The organism is Cronobacter sp. 153480017-3 (assembly GCF_053627815.1).
This window is the reverse complement of the sequence record NZ_JBSEYN010000013.1, coordinates 13,445-31,740: the sequence shown is the minus strand read 5'-3', so window position 1 is coordinate 31,740 and position 18,296 is coordinate 13,445. Positions and strand designations below refer to the sequence as shown.

General features: G+C 57.6%; 15 protein-coding genes. 2 read left to right on the top strand and 13 right to left on the bottom strand.

All coding sequences use genetic code 11. The features are described from left to right. Positions 1-158: 158 nt before the first annotated feature. The 12 genes from wecG to trxA form a co-directional block, all read right to left on the bottom strand. Complete coding sequence (gene wecG / locus ACUW6V_RS19745; protein ID WP_029039575.1) at positions 159-899, bottom strand: lipopolysaccharide N-acetylmannosaminouronosyltransferase; 741 nt, start codon at positions 897-899, stop codon at positions 159-161. A 15-nt stretch (positions 900-914) separates the two neighbouring features. Further along, the gene (gene wzyE, locus ACUW6V_RS19740; RefSeq protein WP_454038803.1) at positions 915-2,276 is read right to left on the bottom strand and encodes an ECA oligosaccharide polymerase; all 1,362 of its coding nucleotides are present in this window, start codon (positions 2,274-2,276) and stop codon (positions 915-917) included. Further along, positions 2,273-3,349 carry a TDP-N-acetylfucosamine:lipid II N-acetylfucosaminyltransferase gene (locus ACUW6V_RS19735; RefSeq protein ID WP_454038802.1) on the bottom strand — a complete coding sequence of 359 codons (1,077 nt, stop codon included), beginning with the start codon at positions 3,347-3,349 and terminating at the stop codon, positions 2,273-2,275. Before ACUW6V_RS19735 ends, wzyE begins: the two co-directional genes overlap by 4 nt. Beyond that, positions 3,346-4,596: a lipid III flippase WzxE gene (wzxE, locus tag ACUW6V_RS19730; protein WP_104672449.1), complete on the bottom strand. Its 1,251-nt coding sequence runs from the start codon at positions 4,594-4,596 to the stop codon at positions 3,346-3,348. The genes ACUW6V_RS19735 and wzxE overlap by 4 nt, the downstream gene beginning before the upstream one ends. 1 nt (position 4,597) lies before the next feature. Continuing rightward, on the bottom strand, positions 4,598-5,728 hold the full coding sequence (gene rffA / locus ACUW6V_RS19725) for a dTDP-4-amino-4,6-dideoxygalactose transaminase (protein WP_454038801.1): 1,131 nt from the start codon (positions 5,726-5,728) through the stop codon (positions 4,598-4,600). A gap of 5 nt (positions 5,729-5,733) precedes the next feature. Beyond that, a complete protein-coding gene (rffC, locus tag ACUW6V_RS19720; protein ID WP_012126054.1) occupies positions 5,734-6,417 on the bottom strand; it encodes a dTDP-4-amino-4,6-dideoxy-D-galactose acyltransferase in 684 nt (227 codons plus the stop codon). 21 nt (positions 6,418-6,438) lie between these two features. Continuing rightward, entirely contained in the window at positions 6,439-7,701 is a 1,263-nt protein-coding gene (gene wecC / locus ACUW6V_RS19715) for a UDP-N-acetyl-D-mannosamine dehydrogenase (protein ID WP_004386379.1), read from the bottom strand. Continuing rightward, positions 7,698-8,828, bottom strand: coding sequence for a non-hydrolyzing UDP-N-acetylglucosamine 2-epimerase (gene wecB, locus ACUW6V_RS19710; RefSeq protein ID WP_004386380.1), 1,131 nt, complete (start codon positions 8,826-8,828; stop codon positions 7,698-7,700). The genes wecC and wecB overlap by 4 nt, the downstream gene beginning before the upstream one ends. A 57-nt stretch (positions 8,829-8,885) precedes the next feature. After that, positions 8,886-9,935, bottom strand: coding sequence for an ECA polysaccharide chain length modulation protein (gene wzzE, locus ACUW6V_RS19705; protein WP_004386381.1), 1,050 nt, complete (start codon positions 9,933-9,935; stop codon positions 8,886-8,888). 17 nt (positions 9,936-9,952) lie between these two features. Beyond that, positions 9,953-11,053, bottom strand: coding sequence for a UDP-N-acetylglucosamine--undecaprenyl-phosphate N-acetylglucosaminephosphotransferase (wecA, locus tag ACUW6V_RS19700; RefSeq protein WP_012126056.1), 1,101 nt, complete (start codon positions 11,051-11,053; stop codon positions 9,953-9,955). A gap of 250 nt (positions 11,054-11,303) precedes the next feature. After that, positions 11,304-12,563, bottom strand: coding sequence for a transcription termination factor Rho (gene rho, locus ACUW6V_RS19695; RefSeq protein ID WP_004386383.1), 1,260 nt, complete (start codon positions 12,561-12,563; stop codon positions 11,304-11,306). 355 nt (positions 12,564-12,918) lie between these two features. Next, positions 12,919-13,248 carry a thioredoxin TrxA gene (trxA, locus tag ACUW6V_RS19690; RefSeq protein ID WP_004386384.1) on the bottom strand — a complete coding sequence of 110 codons (330 nt, stop codon included), beginning with the start codon at positions 13,246-13,248 and terminating at the stop codon, positions 12,919-12,921. A gap of 117 nt (positions 13,249-13,365) precedes the next feature. On the opposite strand from trxA, the gene rhlB reads away from it, so the two are divergent. After that, positions 13,366-14,631, top strand: coding sequence for an ATP-dependent RNA helicase RhlB (gene rhlB, locus ACUW6V_RS19685; RefSeq protein WP_007872554.1), 1,266 nt, complete (start codon positions 13,366-13,368; stop codon positions 14,629-14,631). 5 nt (positions 14,632-14,636) lie between these two features. Further along, complete coding sequence (gppA, locus tag ACUW6V_RS19680) at positions 14,637-16,121, top strand: guanosine-5'-triphosphate,3'-diphosphate diphosphatase (RefSeq protein WP_007892208.1); 1,485 nt, start codon at positions 14,637-14,639, stop codon at positions 16,119-16,121. A 67-nt stretch (positions 16,122-16,188) separates the two neighbouring features. Here the strand turns inward: gppA and rep are convergent, their stop codons facing one another. Then, positions 16,189-18,210: a DNA helicase Rep gene (gene rep, locus ACUW6V_RS19675; RefSeq protein WP_007892210.1), complete on the bottom strand. Its 2,022-nt coding sequence runs from the start codon at positions 18,208-18,210 to the stop codon at positions 16,189-16,191. Between the last annotated feature and the right edge of the window lie 86 nt (positions 18,211-18,296).

Here is an 18,296-nt window from a genome sequence, read left to right as displayed (position 1 = left end):
CGCCTGCGGGCAGCGTAACCCTGCCGCGTCCCGGCAAGGGGCGGGCGAATGGTTCCGCAATTTGAGAGAAATGGCAAATAATGCGTGGTAAAAATGCGCTTACTGCGCAATAAATCATCAGAAGAGAAACGGCGGCATCGGCAGACGCCGCCTCAGGATTAGAGCCTGCCGGTATAGTGCCAGCCCAGATAGCGCAGCAGGCGCAGCTGGCGTTTGAGACGGCTCGGCTGGGAGAGCAAACGGTAGAGCCATTCCAGCCCCAGGTTTTGCCACGCTTTCGGCGCGCGTTTCACATGGCCCGTGAATACATCATAGGTGCCGCCGACGCCCATATACAGGGCGTCAGGGTGAACGAGACGGCAGTCGCGCATAAAAATCTCCTGGCGCGGCGAGCCCATCGCCACCGTGACAATCTGTGCGCCGCTGTCGCGGATGCGCGCAAACAGCGCCGCTCGCTCCTCTGGCTTAAAATAGCCGTCCTGCGCGTCGACAATATTCACATTCCACTGCCGTTTGAGCTTTTCGATAGTTTGCGCCAGCACCTGCGGCTTGCCGCCCACCAGAAACACCGGCGTGCCTTCGCGTCCGGCGCGCGCCATCAGCGCCTCCCAAAGATCGGCCCCCGCCACACGCGACACTTTCGCCTGCGGATACTTTTTACGGACCGAACGCACGACGCTAATACCGTCGGCATATTTAAACTCCGCCGCTTCAATCAGACTGCGGACTTCGGCATCCGCCTCCAGCGCCAGCATCTTCTCGGCGTTAATCGCCACCAGCGTGCCGTGGCGCAGCGAGCCATCGGCATAGAGATAATCGAGCGCGTGTTGCATATCGCGCCACCCCAGCAGCGGCAGGCCGCGAAGCGTATAGACCGGGGCGGTGACCTGTTCAGACATCATATTCCCTTAACCTTAAAGCGTTTCCGTTGGCGACAGCGGCGCGGCACGACGACGGCGCGGCTGGATAAGCCCTGCGCTATCCAGCAGCCAGTAAATCAGTTTCGCGACAACCAGACAGGCACCGAAGACCACCATAAAAAAGATCACGCGCGACACAAAGGCATCCAGCCCTTCACGGGCCAGCACAATCATGTTGAAGATAGCGCCAAAACAGAAGCTGTGCAGAATCGCGGCCTTATAGCGGTTCGGTTCATGGTTGCCGCGCTCATACAGCCAGTCGAACCATTTAATAATCAGCCCGACCACCACCGCGCCTGGCGGGATAAACCACACGCCGCCCATCACCACCAGCGAGCCAAGCAGCGTCGGGGAGATAGCCAGCCCCGAGTGGTTATTCAGCACTTCCCAGGTGAAATAGTTAGCGGTGTTGAGCACGATATGCGGCCTGTCAGGCCAGACCCATGACGGAATAAACACATAGAAATCGCGCGCAATCGGTGCCAGCCCCTGAAACTCAATGTCACCGTAGTGTTGCAACAGCAGCGCCAGGTTTTCCCACGGCGAGAAGGTGTCACGCGTGAGGTAAAGAAAGGTGTAAAACGCTTCGTCGCCGCTGACGTTAAGCCCATAGCGCTTCAGCGCCAGCCAGAACATCCCGACAATCCCCATCACGCCTGCCGCAGCCAGCATGCCGGGCGAGATCCAGCCGCGAATAATGCCGATAAACAGGAAGATTGCGAACGCAATAATGATATTGGCGCGCGTGCCGCCAACAATCATATACGTCAGCAGGCCAAACCCGACGGTACTGACGAGGAAAAAGAGCCACGCGCGGCTGCTCTGACGCAGGAAATAGACCACCAGCATCGCCGGTATAAAGAAGTAGAAAAAGCGCTTCAGCGCCACGCCGGAGACTTCGCTTGAGAAAATCTGGCTGTACGAATGCAGCCGGAACAGCAGAAAGCCGTTATGCATAAAGAAAATGCCGACGCTCACCAGCGCGACCGCCATCATCACTATCCACGCCAGATGGGTTTCAACGCGGTTCATGGTAAACAGCCCGCCGCCGGAGGATGATGTCTGCGTCCTCGCCCGCAACCGTGTTTTATAGGTGACGTAATAGACCGCATAGAAACAGCCCGCCGAAAGCAGCGCCTGTAACAATACTTCTGCGGGCACCACCGCCACGTTAAAGCGAAACACCAGAATGCTGGTCAGCGGAAAACCGAAGAAAAACGTCAGCAGGAACAGCAACGAGAAAAAGACGTTAAAGTTAAACCGCACCCGGCGGAACTCAAACCAGGTCAGCGTGCCGATAAACAGCGTCGCCAGCAGCCAGACGATAAACAGGCCGCTGAATTGCAGTAAGCTCATGCCACTTCTCCTGAAGCGATACGCAGCGCGCGGTGCCAGCCGGCCAGGTAGTTAGGCTTAAAGAACGCGATTTGCGATTTATCGACCATCTGCAACTGACGCTGCGCCTCGCGCACCGTCACCTCGTTAAGCTTATCGCCGGTAAACAACACCGGCAGATTTTGTTCCACCATATCCTGCCAGAAGGGGTTTTCGCGGCTCAGTACGCACGGCACGCCTGCCTGAATCAGGAGGCACAGTGTGCCAATCCCCTGCTGGCGCGCAAAAATGAAATACCCGAGATCGCACTGGCGCAGCAGCGTCAGATACGCGTCGAAATCGAGCTTTTCACGCAGGATGTTAAGGTTTTCCGGGCTGAACAGCGCCTGCCCGGCTCGCGTCACTTCGTCTATCCACGCGTCGTTATTCGAAGGATATCCCATCGGCACAATCACGTTGACGTTATCACCAAACTGCTGATGCACCGCCTGCAACGCCGCAATATGGTCGTTACTCCGATCGCCGGAGTTGCCCACCAGAATCATTAACTTGCCGTCACGCTCAGGCGGCGGCAGCTGGTTTAACCCTTCATCCATGCGCGTCGGGAAATAGAGCAGCTCACCCGGCACGCCGGGATGACGCTTCGCGAAGTGACTGAGATCGCCACGCGTGGCGAACACATGGCCGACGCGCCCCTGCGCCAGACGGCGCAGCCGGTAAAAGAGCTGAAACTTCAGGCTACGCGAAGCTTCGTAGAGATCCGCGCCCCAGATATGCCAGCTCACCTGCGCGGGCTTCAGCCCGCCACCAAGCAGCGCCAGCCACAGCGGCGCATTAAACTGGCCATGCAGAAAAAAGCGCTGCTGGCGGTTTTCACGCGCCAGCGCCACCACGGCGCGGGCGAGCGATTTTTTATCGGGATAAATGCTCAGCGAAAGCGACGGATACTGCTGACCGAGTTGTTCATCGGCGCTCACCACCATAAAGCGTCGCGCCTGTTCATTGGTTTCGGCCAGTTCATCGTTAAAGAAACGCAGTACCGTCTGGTTATGATGGGGAATATCGGACCCCAGAACGTGAATCAATGCTGTCATGTCTGTCTGCGCCAGAGTAAAAATACGCCACAACAGAGGGCGAAATAGACAATATAGGTCGCCATATAGGCCTGGGCCGCGCCCGCCGCGCCGTGCGCCGGGATCAGCCAGTATGAAAAGCCGGTTAATAAAGCAAACTGGCTCACTTCCGTCAAAATATAAAAGCGCAGCGAGGCTTTCGCGATAATCAGATAGCCGAAGACGTAAGCGCCCACTTTCAGTACGTCGCCCACCAGTTGCCAGGCGAAGAGGTCACGCATCGCGGTAAACTGCGGCGAGAACAGCAGCCAGATGGCGAAATCACGCAGCAGCCAGACCGCGAAGCTCGCCGTCGCCACCGCAGGCAGCACGAACTTTAGCGCGCGTCCGATTTCGCGGGTGATGTCGCGCTTCGCCTCAAGGCGGGAGAGCGTAGGCAGCAGCCAGACGCTGAATGACGCGGTAATAAACTGTAAATAGGCGTCGGAGATACTGCTCACGCCCTGCCAGATGCCGACGGCATCCCACCCGTAACGGGCGGCAAGCAGGTTTCGCATCATCACATACGCGACCGGCAGCGTTACCGCGGTCATCAGGGCCATCAGCGTGAATTTACCGAGATGGCGCGCCAGCGGGTCGTCCCAGGACGGTTTCAGATAGCGCAGCGGCACATGCTCGCGCCGCATCAGCATCCAGACCGCCGGGATGGCGACCAGCGCAGGCACCAGCGCCAGGCCCAGCAGCGCGCCTTCATACCCGCCGAGACGAAAACAGGCGTAATACGCCACCACGCCGATAAGACTGCCGATAATCAGCGCCAGCGCGTTGCCCGCCGCGTCGCGAAAGCCTTTGATAATGGCGAGCGTGAGGTTAGCCCAGGCGATCCCCATCTGGATAAAGGCCACCATGCGCACCACGTTTTCATAGCGATCGTGACCAAACAGGCCAACGCTAATCGGCCCGGCTGCCAGCAGAAAAATCACCGCCAGTAACGTCGAGAAGCCCAGCACCATCGCCGATGCCGTGCCCGTGACGCGCTGCAGCCCGGCGGCGTCATGCTGATGCTGCGCGACCAGTTTCGTCACGCCGTTGAAAATACCCGCCCCGGCCAGCACGCCGAGCACCGTAATCAGCTGGCGGAAATTCCCCGCCTGCCCGACGCCCGCCGGGCCAAACGCGACCGCCAGCAGTTTGACGACCACGAGCCCCGCGCCGATTTTGATAAGCGTGGACCCGGCGGTCCACACGGAAGCTTTAGCGAGCGACATATCAGCCGAAATAGCTCAGCAGCGTATTGATCACCGTGCGCTGGTTAACCAGCGCGAGGTTAAAGAAAAGCGGCAGGCGCAGCAGGCGTTCGCTCTCGGCGGTAGTGAAACGGTCTTCGCCGTGGAACTCGCCGAATTTTTCGCCCGCCGGACAGCCGTGCAGCGGAATGTAGTGGAACACCGCCAGGATTTCGGCCTCTTTGAGGTAGGCAATAAGCTTGCTGCGGTCGTCGATATCGCGAAGCTTAATGTAAAACATATGCGCGTTATGGCGGCAGGTCTCGGGGATCGACGGCAGCGTGATGCGCCCGGCGCGCGCCAGCGGGGCGAGCGCGTCGTAATAGGTTTGCCACAGCGTCAGCCGCTGCTGGTTAATGCGGTCTGCCGCTTCCAGCTGCGCCCAGAGATAGGCGGCCTGCAAATCGGACATCAGGTAGCTGGAGCCGATATCGCGCCAGGTATATTTGTCCACCTGACCGCGGAAGAACTGGCTGCGGTTGGTGCCTTTTTCGCGAATGATCTCCGCGCGCTCTATCAGCGCCGGATCGTTAATCAGCGTCGCGCCGCCTTCGCCACCGGCGGTATAGTTTTTGGTTTCATGGAAGCTAAAGCAGCCGATGTGGCCGATAGTGCCGAGCGCACGGCCTTTATAGGTCGACATCACGCCCTGCGCGGCGTCTTCCACCACATAGAGTTGGTGCTTTTCGGCAATCGCCATAATGGTGTCCATCTCGCAGGCCACGCCCGCGTAATGCACCGGCACGATGGCGCGGGTTTTATCGGTGATGGCCGCTTCAATCCGCGTTTCATCGATATTCATGGTGTCCGGGCGTACATCCACAAAGACGATTTTTGCGCCGCGCAGCACAAAGGCGTTAGCGGTGGAGACGAACGTAAAGCTCGGCATGATCACTTCATCGCCCGGCTGGATGTTCAGCAACAGCGCCGCCATCTCCAGCGACGCGGTGCAGGACGGCGTCAGCAACACTTTCGGGCTGCCGAAACGCTGTTCCATCCACTGCTGGCAGCGGCGGGTAAAACCGCCGTCGCCGCACAGCTTGCCGCTGCTCATCGCAGACTGCATATAGTCGATTTCCGTGCCAACCACGGGCGGTGCGTTAAATGGGATCATGATAGTTACCTGTATAACCAATAAGCGGTGTTTTCGATGTTGCCGCCGCTGGCAATATAGCGGCGCAGCGCGGCGCGGTTGCCCGCCTGCGTCGCAACCCGCAAGGTATAAAGCCCGCGCGTGACGCACCAGTGGCGCGCCGCCTGCATCAGGGCTTCTCCGGCGCCGCGACCGGCCAGCAGGCCGATACGGGCTTCTTGTTCGTTAAGCGCGCGCAGCGTCACGAAACCACGCAGCGCTCCCTGCGGCGTGCGCAGGATAAGACATTCGTGATCGAACGCGCCTTTAACCGCGTTTTCGACCCACTGCGCGTAAAACCGTCCGCTGGCATCAGGCGCATACCAGGGCGCGCGAAACCGGCTCATGGCAAACGCCTCCGCCGCCGCGTCGCGCAGCAGCGGAATATCATCGGACGTGGCGGTGATTATCTGCGCGTCGCGCGCGGGCGCATCAGGCGTGAGTGTCAGCGCGAAATCCACTTCGCCCTCCACCAGCTGAAAGCCGAGCTGCGCCAGGCCGTCCAGCAGATCGCAGCGGGCTGCGGGCACTTTCGCCTGCACGCGCGACCAGGCGTCTAATTGCGCCACGTCTAACTGTGGCGCGGTATCAGAGAAACGGACAATCGCGCTGTCGATGCCGAAAAAGTGGCTCTCCCACTCAAGAGGATCAAGGGTGGCGTGGACATGCATCGGGCAGCTCCAGCAAAGGGTTCACCGCCAGACGCCTTTGGTGTCGACGACCCAGGTGTGATTAAGCGTCGAACCGTCGATGGCCTTGAACTGCTGATGGTCAACCAGCATCACCAGCACGTCGGCCTGCGCCAGCGCGTCGTCAAGCGCGCTCAGTTTGCACTTGCCTTCAAGGCGTGTCGGCAGCGTATGGATGTTGGGCTCGACGACCAGCGTTTCACCGCTGTGCCAGTCGGCGATAAGCTCAGCGATTTCCATCGCCGGGCTTTCGCGTAAATCATCGATATTTGGTTTAAACGCCAGGCCAAAGCAGGCGATTTTCACTTCGCTGGCACGGCGGTTGGTCGCAGCGAGGCAATCAGCCAGCGTGCTTTTAACCTGCTGAATCACCCAGTGCGGTTTGTGGTCGTTCACTTCACGCGCGGTACGGATGAGACGCGCCTGCTGTGGGTTCTGCGCCACGATAAACCACGGGTCGACGGCGATGCAGTGGCCGCCCACGCCCGGCCCTGGTTGCAGGATATTTACGCGCGGATGGCGGTTGGCGAGGCGAATCAGCTCCCAGACGTTAATGCCCTGATCGGCACAAATCAGCGACAACTCGTTGGCGAACGCAATATTCACATCGCGGAAGCTGTTCTCGGTGAGCTTGCACATCTCGGCGGTGCGGGAGTTAGTGACTACACACTCACCTTCCAGGAAGATTTTGTAGAGTTCGCTGGCGCGCGCCGAGCAGACCGGCGTCATCCCGCCAATCACGCGGTCGTTTTTAATCAGCTCAACCATTACCTGGCCCGGCAGCACGCGCTCCGGACAGTAGGCGATATTGATATCCGCCGCCTCGCCCGCCTGCTGCGGGAAGCTGAGATCCGGACGCAGCGCCGCAAGCCATTGCGCCATCTGTTCGGTCGCGCCGACGGGCGACGTGGATTCCAGAATCACCAGCGCGCCTTTACGCAGCACCGGCGCGACAGATTCCGCCGCCGCCTGCACGTAGGCCATATCCGGCTCGTGATCGCCTTTGAACGGCGTGGGAACGGCGATGAGATACGCATCCGCTTCAACGGGCGTTGTGCTGGCGCGCAGGAAACCGCCTTCCACGGCGGTTTTGACAACCTTATCGAGCTCTGGCTCGACAATATGAATTTCACCCCGGTTAATGGTATCGACCGCGTGCTGGTTGATGTCGATGCCGATGACCTGTTTTTCACGCGACGCGAATGCCGCCGCGGTGGGTAAACCGATATAACCCAGACCAATCACCGAAATGGTATTAAAACTCATAGTGATACCCGATTATTTTTAAGTGCATGTAATATCCGTTCGCATGCCTGGCCGTCGCCATAAGGGTTATGGGCGTGGCTCATGGCCTGGTACGCCGCCTCGTCGTGCAGCAGTCGCGTCACTTCGGCAACGATACGCTGCGTGTCCGTGCCCACAAGACGCACCGTACCCGCCTCGACCGCTTCCGGGCGCTCGGTGGTTTCACGCATTACCAGCACCGGTTTGCCAAGCGACGGTGCCTCTTCCTGAATGCCGCCGGAGTCGGTCAGGATCAGCCAGGCGTGGTTCATCAGCCAGACAAACGGCAGGTACTCCTGCGGCTCAATCAGCACTATGTTGTCGATGTGGCCCAGGATACGGTTGACCGGCTCGGTAACGTTGGGATTGAGATGTACGGGATAGACAATCTGGACATCGCGGTTTTGCGCGGCGATATCCGCCAGCGCGCGGCAAATCTGCTCGAATCCTTCGCCGAAACTTTCGCGGCGATGGCCCGTTACCAGGATCATTTTCTTGTCGCCATCGAGGAACGGGTACTGCGTTTCGAGGCGCAGGCGCAGCGGTTCATCCGCCATCACGCGGTCGCGCACGGCGATTAGCGCATCGATAACGGTATTGCCGGTGACAAAAATCCGCGCGTCCGGAATGTTCTCGCGCAGCAGATTCTGGCGCGACAGTTCGGTCGGGGCGAAGTGGTACATCGCCAGATGACCGGTGAGCGTGCGGTTGGCCTCTTCCGGCCACGGCGAATAGAGATCGCCCGTACGCAGCCCCGCTTCAACGTGACCGACGGGAATACGCTGATAAAACGCGGCCAGGCTGGTCGCGATGGTGGTTGTCGTATCGCCATGCACCAGAACGACATCCGGACGAAATTCGGTCAGAATCGGTTTCAGCCCTTCCAGAATGCGACAGGTGATCTCGGTAAGCCCCTGTCCGGGCTTCATGATGTTCAGATCGTAATCCGGCACAATGGAAAAAAGATGCAGCACCTGATCCAGCATCTGCCTGTGCTGAGCGGTGACGCAAACCCGGGTGTCGAACGCGGGATCCTGTGCCAGCGCATGAACCAGCGGTGCCATTTTGATGGCTTCTGGTCGCGTGCCAAAAACGGTTAGTACTCTCACAACGATTCTCTTCAGTTGGCGATGAAGGCGACGCGCGCCTTCATTCAGGACGCGTGCTTATGCGGTGCGACGGCGGCGGACCAGAGCCACGCCAGCGCCAGTCAACGCCCCAACAGCTCCCCACATGATCATCAGAAACGCGCGACGCGGGCTGTCGCGTTTAACCGGCTCTTCCGGTGTTCGCAGATAGCGATAGGTCTGAAAGCGCGGATCCAGCGTCGGCCCGACGTTCAGCGTCGCCAGCATCGCCCGGTTCTGGTCGTAGTCGATGTCATAGGTCGGTCCTACCGCCTGGAGGTTTTCCAGACGCGCCTGCAACAGCGGGCGACCCAGCATAAACAGTTCAGAATCCGGCAGCTCATCTGCGGGAACATCCGTTTCGCTGCGAGAAATATTGTGTTGTTCCGCCACCTGTAACGCCTGCTGAACGTTATGCACGCGGCGATCGAAAATCGATTTCGCGACGGCCTCCTGACGTTTCACCTGCGCTTTCATCTGCACGGTACGCGCCGCCCAGGCACCTTTCAGCTCATCATTAAGATGGCTGGCGGCACGCTGGCTGGCGAACGCGATGTACTGACGCAACAGGTTGTTGGCATCCGGCGCGGTTTCGGCAATCAGTCGAATGTTATCGTTTTGATTACGGGTGACGTCGCCTGCGGTGAACTGGATGTTGTCGATAAACTCATCCAGCAGCGCGGCGTCGGCTTTGCTGTTGCCGACCCGGCGCTGCTTGTAATAGTCCGTCTGCGACCAGAAATCGCGGCGGGTATCCCAGGCGGAGAGTTGCATGATGAATTCTTTATAGGCGTCGTCCATCACCGAAGGCTGGTCCACCGGCGTCAGGTTGGCTTTCGCATCCAGATTACGCAGGAACTGCTGCTGCGAATAGTAGCCGCCCAGCATATTGACGGTGGGTCTGTCGGTGATGGCCATCGCGCTCCACTCCTGGCGCGCGAAGAATGTGTAAGTGAGCGCGACCAGCGCAAACAGCACGGCCATGCCGACTATCCAGAATTTCCCTGCCCACAGCGTTCGGAACAGACCACGAATATCCAGTTCATTATCTGCCACTCCTGGCGGAGTGCCCGGCACTTTTTGATTCATCACGTCCCCGTTTTTCTTTAATTAGCGGTGGGCTTGTTGCTTCCGCGCTTGATACGACGCTTAACGCGTTTGATGAAGCGCGCCACTTTCCATGCCCGTTTGATACAGTAGCCGTAGAAGAAAAATGCTAGCAAGAATAATGCCAACATTACCCACTCAGGGATAATATGGGCCGCATATTCTGACGCCACGCCAATACCGGCCAGCAGCGCGGCGGCGAGCGTAATAAGGACAAACGCCTGGCGAGAAGTAAAACCGGCGCGCATGATCAGATGATGAATGTGCTGGCGGTCTGGTGAGAACGGGCTCATGCCTTTACGCAGACGACGGTACATGATGGCTATCATGTCCATCAGCGGAATCGCGATGATCCAGAGCGCAGTCACCGGGCTAATCGGATGCGTTTTCCCCTGGGTGGTTTCCAGCAGGATCCAGATAACCGTAAACCCGATAAGCGTACTGCCCGCATCGCCCATAAAGACTTTATAACGCCGCCCAAACGCGCCGAGGTTTAGCAGAATGTAAGGGAGAATGGCGGCTATCATGGCAAAGCACCACATCGACAGGCTGGTCTGCCCGTCAAACCACAGGATCATCCCGATGGCCGCGAAAGAGACGCACGACAGGCCGCCCAGCAGGCCGTCGATACCGTCGACCATGTTGAAGGCGTTAATCGCCGCCCAGACGGCGAACAGCGTGAGGAAATACCCAAACGGCCCCAGCACCATCTCCCACGAGCCGAAAATGTACCCGAGACTTCGCAGATAGAGCCCGCCCACTGTCATCATGACCACACCGATAACGGCCTGGATCACGGCGCGAATTTTTACGCTAATGTCATAACGGTCATCCAGCGCGCCGACAAACACCAGCACCCCGGCGCTCGCGAGATATAACGCTGCATGAGGGATGTAGTAGTCCGCGATGAAAAAGGTAAAGCAGATGCCTGCGTAGACGGAGATGCCGCCCACGAGCGGGATAAGCCCCTGATGGCGCTTACGGAAGTTGGGTTTATCAACCAGACCCACTCTTTTGCCGATCTTTCGTGCGAAAAAAAGAAAAACAAATGTGAATAAAAAAATACTGAGTAGCTCAGTACCAACGGTAACTAAATTCACAGTGTGCGCTCTCTGCAAACGTTAAGTCCGGAGGAAGTATAACTGCGGCAGTCGGGCTTTCTAAGCACTCCTCCGCCCCTCATCCCTGAACAGACTAATTATTATTCAGTAAGATAAACATAGCTCAGGCCAGATAAAAACTGACGCGCCTCTACTGAAAATCGCGTAAAGATCACGCCCGTTGCCTATCGTATAGAGCAACAAAGAAAAACGCCACGTCGTGACGTGGCGTTCCCCGAGTTTCCGCTAACTACGAACGTTTCATCATATCGAAGAATTCGTCGTTAGTTTTGGTCATCGCCAGTTTATTGATGAGGAATTCCATCGCATCAATCTCACCCATTGGGTGAATAATTTTACGCAGGATCCACATTTTCTGCAGTTCTTCCTGCGTCGTCAGCAGCTCTTCTTTACGGGTACCGGAACGGTTGTAATCGATAGCCGGGAAGACGCGTTTTTCCGCAATCTTACGGGAGAGATGCAGTTCCATGTTACCGGTGCCTTTAAACTCTTCATAGATAACTTCATCCATTTTAGAGCCGGTATCAATCAGAGCAGTCGCAATAATGGTCAGGCTGCCGCCCTCTTCCACGTTACGCGCCGCGCCGAAGAAACGTTTCGGACGATGCAGGGCGTTGGCGTCTACACCACCGGTCAGCACTTTACCGGAGGCCGGCACAACGGTGTTGTAAGCGCGCGCCAGACGGGTGATGGAGTCGAGCAGAATGATAACGTCTTTTTTATGCTCAACCAGGCGCTTGGCCTTCTCGATAACCATCTCGGCAACCTGAACGTGGCGGGAAGCCGGTTCGTCGAACGTGGACGCAACCACTTCGCCTTTTACCAGACGCTGCATCTCGGTCACTTCTTCCGGACGTTCGTCGATAAGCAGTACCATCAGCACGCAGTCCGGGTGATTATAGGCGATGCTCTGCGCGATGTTCTGCAGCAGCATGGTTTTACCGGCTTTCGGCGGTGCCACGATGAGACCACGCTGGCCGCGGCCAATAGGCGATGCCAGATCCAGGACACGTGCGGTCAAATCTTCAGTCGACCCGTTGCCGCGCTCCATACGCAGACGCGAGTTCGCGTGCAGCGGCGTTAAGTTTTCGAACAGGATCTTATTACGTGCGTTTTCCGGTTTATCGAAGTTAACTTCGTTCACTTTCAACAGCGCGAAGTAGCGCTCGCCTTCTTTCGGCGGACGAATCTTACCGGAGATGGTATCCCCTGTGCGGAGGTTGAAACGGCGGATTTGGCTGGGAGAAACGTAGATGTCGTCGGGACCGGCGAGGTAGGAGCTGTCTGCAGAACGGAGGAAGCCAAAGCCATCCTGCAATATCTCCAGCACACCGTCGCCAAAGATATCTTCGCCACTCTTCGCGTGCTGCTTCAGGATGGCGAAAATAATATCCTGTTTGCGCATGCGGGCCAGGTTTTCCAGTCCCATATTTTCGCCGAGAGTAATCAGCTCAGAAACCGGCGTATTCTTTAATTCGGTAAGATTCATAGTGGTGGGTTCTTAAACTCGGGGTAAATCTCGAACGTAATGTTGTGAATGGTATGGCAGGGTCATCCATGCCTGTTAACGGGCTTCATCTCATGTCTGTTCGTTGCCTGGTTGCAGGTAAGGAACGCAGAACTGAAACGACAAGACGGAATGAGCGATAAGTCCCGGAATTAATGCTCTTCTCGCCTACCGGTCTCGGTATTGACATTGTCACGGGCGGGAAGCGTCGGGTATTACAAGATTCAAACTAAAAGGTAAGTTTAAATTGAAGTCAAAAATTAAGTTAGCATGACTGAAGCCGGGCGTCCAGCGGTCCTGAATATTTAGGAACCGTGATCGCCCCGGCGGGGAACCATTACGCCAGGTTGGCGTCGAGGAACTCTTTCAGTTGGCCTTTAGACAGCGCACCGACTTTGGTCGCCGCTACTTCACCGTTCTTGAACAGCAGCAGAGTCGGGATACCACGGATGCCGTATTTCGGCGCGGTGCCCGGGTTCTGGTCGATGTTCAGCTTGGCAACCGTCAGTTTGCCCTGATATTCATCAGCGATTTCATCAAGGATAGGGGCGATCATCTTGCACGGACCACACCATTCTGCCCAGAAATCAACCAGCGTCAACCCGTCCGCTTTAAGTACATCCGTGTCGAAACTGTCGTCAGTCAGGTGAATAATTTTATCGCTCATGTTTTACTCCAAAGATTAGGCCTGTCATGTTGGTGTAGCATTAACCAACATAAGGTTGACTTTATTTCACCGGATACGCTTTCGTAAAGCAATAGTTAGCTGATATTCTACCACACTATGAGCAAAACACACTTGACTGAACAGAAGTTTTCCGACTTCGCCCTGCACCCTGTTGTAGTTCAAGCCCTTGAGAAGAAAGGGTTTTATAACTGCACCCCTATCCAGGCTCTGGCACTCCCGTTAACGCTCGCGGGCCGTGACGTTGCAGGGCAGGCGCAAACCGGTACCGGCAAAACGATGGCGTTTTTAACGTCAACGTTTCACTATTTACTCTCTCACCCTGCGGCGGAAAATCGCCAGGTGAATCAACCGCGCGCCCTGATTATGGCGCCGACCCGCGAACTGGCGGTGCAGATTCACTCCGACGCAGAGCCGCTGGCTGAAGCCACCGGCATTAAGCTTGGTCTCGCCTACGGCGGCGACGGCTACGACAAACAACTGAAAGTGCTGGAAAGCGGCGTCGATATTCTGATCGGCACCACCGGCCGTCTTATCGATTACACCAAACAAAACCACGTGAACCTGGGCGCTATTCAGGTCGTGGTGCTCGACGAAGCCGATCGCATGTACGATCTGGGCTTTATCAAAGACATCCGCTGGCTGTTCCGCCGTATGCCGGCTGCCACAGAGCGTCTCAATATGCTCTTCTCCGCCACGCTTTCTTACCGCGTGCGCGAACTGGCGTTTGAGCAGATGAACAACGCGGAATATGTTGAAGTCGAGCCGGAGCAGAAAACGGGCCACCGTATTAAAGAAGAGCTTTTCTATCCGTCTAACGAAGAGAAAATGCGCCTGCTCCAGACGCTTATCGAAGAAGAGTGGCCGGATCGCGCCATTATTTTCGCGAATACCAAACACCGCTGTGAAGACATCTGGGGCCATCTGGCGGCAGACGGTCATCGCGTCGGCCTGTTGACTGGCGACGTGGCGCAGAAAAAACGCCTGCGTATTCTGGATGAATTCACCCGCGGCGATCTCGATATCCTGGTCGCAACGGACGTCGCGGCGCGCGGCCTGCATATTCCTGCCGTCACGCACGTCTTCAACTACGACCTGCCGGACGACTGCGAAGACTATGTGCATCGCATCGGCCGTACCGGTCGTGCGGGTGCCAGCGGCCACTCCATCAGCCTTGCCTGTGAAGAGTACGCGCTGAATCTCCCGGCGATTGAAACCTATATCGGCCACTCCATTCCGGTGAGTAAATACAACCCGGATGCGCTGTTAAGCGAACTGCCGCCGCCGAAGCGCCTGTCGCGTCCGCGTACCGGCAATGGCCCGCGTCGTTCCGGCGCGCCGCGTAACCGTCGTCGTACAGGATAAACGCTATGCCCGGCACCTCCTCACTGTATGCGGCAATCGACCTCGGTTCGAACAGCTTTCATATGCTGGTGGTACGTGAGGTGGCCGGGAGCATTCAGACGCTCACGCGTGTGAAACGCAAGGTCCGCCTCGCGGCGGGCCTCGGTGCCGACAATGCGCTCTCGGCGGACGCCATGGAGCGCGGCTGGCAATGTCTGCGTCTGTTTGCTGAACGGCTTCAGGATATTCCCCCGTCGCAAATCCGCGTGGTCGCCACCGCGACGCTGCGCCTTGCCACTAATGCCGATGTGTTTGTCGCCCGCGCCCAGGAGATCCTCGGCTGCCCCGTCCAGGTGATTGCCGGTGAAGAAGAAGCCCGCCTGATCTATCAGGGCGTGGCGCACACCACCGGCGGCGCTGACAGGCGTCTCGTTGTCGATATCGGCGGTGCCAGTACAGAGCTTGTCACCGGCACCGGCGCGCGCGCGACCTCGCTCTTCAGCCTGCCAATGGGCTGCGTGACCTTCCTTGAGCGCTTCTTTACCGACCGCAGCCTCACCCAGGAGCATTTCGCCAGCGCCGAACAGGCCGCCCGCGACATCCTGCAACCGGTTATCGCGCAGCTGCGCGGCCAGGGCTGGAAAATCTGCGTCGGAGCCTCCGGCACCGTACAGGCGCTGCAGGAAATCATGATGGCGCAGGGAATGGACGAGCGCATTACGCTTGCGAAACTTCAGCAGCTCAAAGCGCGCGCTATCCACTGCGGTCGCCTGGAGGAGCTTGAGATCGAGGGCCTGACGCTTGAGCGCGCACTCGTTTTCCCAAGCGGCCTCGCCATTCTTATCGCAATTTTCAGCGAACTGGAAATCGAATGCATGACGCTTGCCGGCGGCGCGCTGCGTGAAGGGCTGGTGTACGGCATGCTGCATCTTGCGGTGGATCAGGATATTCGCAATCGCACGCTGAAAAACATTCAGCGGCGTTTCATGGTGGATATCGCCCAGGCCGGGCGCGTGGCGCAACTGGCGGAACGTTTTGCCGTCAGCGTTGAACGTGAATGGGCGCTTGACGATCTCAGCCGTGCGCTGCTGCACAGTGCCAGCTTACTGCATGAAGTGGGCCTGGCGGTTGATTTCAAACGCGCGCCCCAGCACGCCGCTTACCTGGTGAATAATCTGGATTTGCCGGGCTTTACGCCCGCGCAGAAAAAGCTGCTGGCGACGCTCTTGCTGAACCAGACCGGTACGGTCGATCTCTCCGCGCTGCAACAGCAAAACGCCGTCCCGCTGCGCGTGGCCGAGCGTCTGTGCCGGTTGCTGCGTCTGGCGATTATTTTCGCCAGCCGTCGGCGCGACGACATGCTGCCTGACGTTACACTCACCGCGCATGACGACACGCTCACCGCATCGCTCCCGCAGGACTGGCTTTCCGTTCACCCGCTGGGCGCGGAGATGTTAGAGCAGGAACAGCTCTGGCAGAGCTACGTACACTGGCAGCTCGACGTTAAGTAACGTTTAGTGCATAAAAAAACCGCCTCCAGGGGCGGTTTTTTTATTGTCGGCTCAACGCGTAACGGTGTTATCCGCCGCGCGCTTTCGCCAGCATCGCTTTAATGTTCGCGACATTCGCCTGGCCTTTTTGCATCCGCTCCTGCGGCGTTACTACTTTGCGCTCGGTCTCCCAGTGTAAGTCGTCCTGTGGGAGTTCGAGCAGAAAGCGGCTCGGCTCGGGACGTACCAGCTCGCCATACTGACGGCGCTCTTTGCACAGCGTAAAGGTCAGCTCTTTCTGGGCGCGCGTGATGCCCACGTAGGCGAGACGTCGCTCTTCGTCGATATTGTCTTCATCAATGCTGCTCTGATGCGGCAGCAACCCCTCTTCCATACCGACCAGAAACACATACGGGAATTCCAGCCCTTTCGAGGCGTGCAGCGTCATGAGCTGTACCTGGTCGAGCTCTTCATCGCTTTCGCCGCGCTCCATCATGTCGCGCAGCGTAAAGCGCGTGACCACCTGCGTCAGCGTCATCGGTTCGTCGAGATCGGTGCCTTCGAGCATCTCCGTCATCCAGCTAAAGAGCTGGTTGACGTTCTTCATGCGCATCTCTGCCGCTTTCGGGCTGGGCGAGGTTTCAAAAAGCCAGGCTTCGTAATCGATACCGCGAATGAGATCGCGTACCGCCGCCACCGGTTCACGCTCAGACAGCACGGCCACTTCCTGCAGCCAGCTTGTGAAGCGCGTCAGCGATTCGTAACCGCGCCCGGTCAGCGTCTGGGCAAGGCCCATATCAAAACTGGCGGTGAACAAACTTTTATTACGCTGATTCGCCCACTCGCCGAGTTTTTGCAGCGTCGCCGGGCCGATTTCGCGTTTCGGCGTGTTCACGATGCGCAGAAAGGCGCTGTCGTCGTCCGGGTTGGTCAGCACGCGCAGATAGGCCAGCAAATCTTTGATTTCCGGGCGCGAGAAGAACGACGTACCGCCGGAAATACGATACGGGATGCGGTTTTGCATCAGCATCTTTTCAAATACGCGCGACTGATGGTTGCCGCGATACAGGATGGCGTAATCCTTGTACTGGGTCTTATTAATAAAGTGATGCGCGATAAGCTCGCCGGTAACGCGCTCCGCCTCATGATCTTCATGATTGGCCGTAAGGACTTTCAGCTCGGTGCCGTAGCCCAGCTCGGAAAAGAGTTTTTTCTCGAAAACGTGCGGGTTATTGGCGATAAGAATGTTGGCGGCTTTCAGAATGCGCCCGGAAGATCGGTAATTCTGTTCAAGCTTAATCACCTGGAGCGCCGGGAAATCCTGGCTTAACAGCACCAGGTTTTGCGGGCGAGCGCCGCGCCAGGAGTAAATCGACTGGTCATCGTCACCCACCACCGTAAAGCGCGCGCGGCTGCCCACCAGCAGTTTTACCAGTTCATACTGGCTGGTGTTGGTGTCCTGATATTCATCCACCAGCAGGTAACGAATGCGATTCTGCCAGCGTTCACGCACTTCTTCATTACGCTGCAACAGCAATGTCGGCAGCAGGATCAGATCGTCAAAATCGAGCACATTGCAGGCTTTCAGATGGGCGTCGTAAAGGCTGTAGCAATGCGCGAAAATGCGCTCACGTTCGCCGATTGCGCGCGCGGCGGCCTGCGGTGGGCTTAGCAGATCGTTTTTCCAGTTCGAGATCGTGGAGATCAGTTGCTGTAACAGCACCTTATCGTTTTCGACCAGCCCTTCGGTCAGCTCTTTGATAAGCGCCATCTGATCGGTATCGTCAAACAGCGAAAAATTGGATTTCATGCCCAGCGCCGCGTACTCACGCTTGATGATTTCCAGGCCCAGCGTGTGGAATGTTGAAATCATCAGGCCACGTGCTTCTTTGCGCCCCAGCGTCTGTGCCACACGCTCTTTCATCTCACGCGCGGCTTTGTTGGTAAAAGTAACCGCCGCGATATGACGCGCCTGATAGCCACAGCCGCGGATGAGGTGCGCGATTTTGTTGGTGATAACGCGGGTTTTACCGGAGCCAGCGCCCGCCAGCACCAGGCAGGGGCCAGTGACGAATTCGACGGCTTGTTGTTGGGCGGGGTTCAGACGCATAAATTACTCAGTGAAAGTCAGAGGAGAAAGCGGCTCCCCACAGCAGGTACGACAGTACGAAGGGAGAAAAACGCGTGGTAGTATAG